The 583-nt window shown below is 67.8% G+C and carries 1 protein-coding gene; it reads right to left on the bottom strand.

All coding sequences use genetic code 11. From position 1 onward, the window contains the following. On the bottom strand, positions 1-583 hold a 583-nt coding region (locus tag AQJ11_RS45080; protein WP_482256569.1), incomplete at both ends, for a glycoside hydrolase family 18 protein.

Raw genomic sequence — 583 nt, forward strand, 5'->3', positions numbered from 1 at the left:
GGTGCGGTGGTGGTGATGGTGTTGAAGATGGTCAGGAACTGGTGGTCGTTCTGTTCGGTGCCGCTGCAGTCGCCGGAGAGGGTGCCCGTGGCGGGGCAGGCCTTGTCCCTGCCCACCGCCCAGAACGACAGTTCCTGGATGCCCTTTTGGACCGCGAAGTCGGCCAGCTGCTTGGCGTCGTCGGCGGTGAACACCTCACCCTGGCTGTCGTTCACCCCGATCATCGGCGTGTTGCCCTCCATCGCCCACAGCTCCGCCTCCGACTTCTGCGGATAGATCTGCCCGAGCTGGCCGTGCAGCGCGGTGGCCGCGTCGATCGCGGCCTGCCCCATGTCCTGCACCGGGGAGCCGTAGTCCATCGTCATGATGTTCACCAGCGCCACCCGCAGCCCGGTGCTCTGCGCGTCCTGGAGCAGTCGCACCCCGCCCGCGTCCAGCCCGTCCTTGCCCGAGGGAAGGGTGAACTGCACATCCAGACGGCGGCCCTTGGACTCGTACTCCTTCTGCAACGCCGTCAGCGCCTCGTTGCGGCGGTGCACCGAGGCGGTGTCGGCCAGGCCCGCACCCTCGATGTCCAGATCGA

Source organism: Streptomyces corchorusii (genome assembly GCF_001514055.1).
Classification (GTDB): Bacteria; Actinomycetota; Actinomycetes; order Streptomycetales; family Streptomycetaceae; genus Streptomyces; species Streptomyces olivaceoviridis.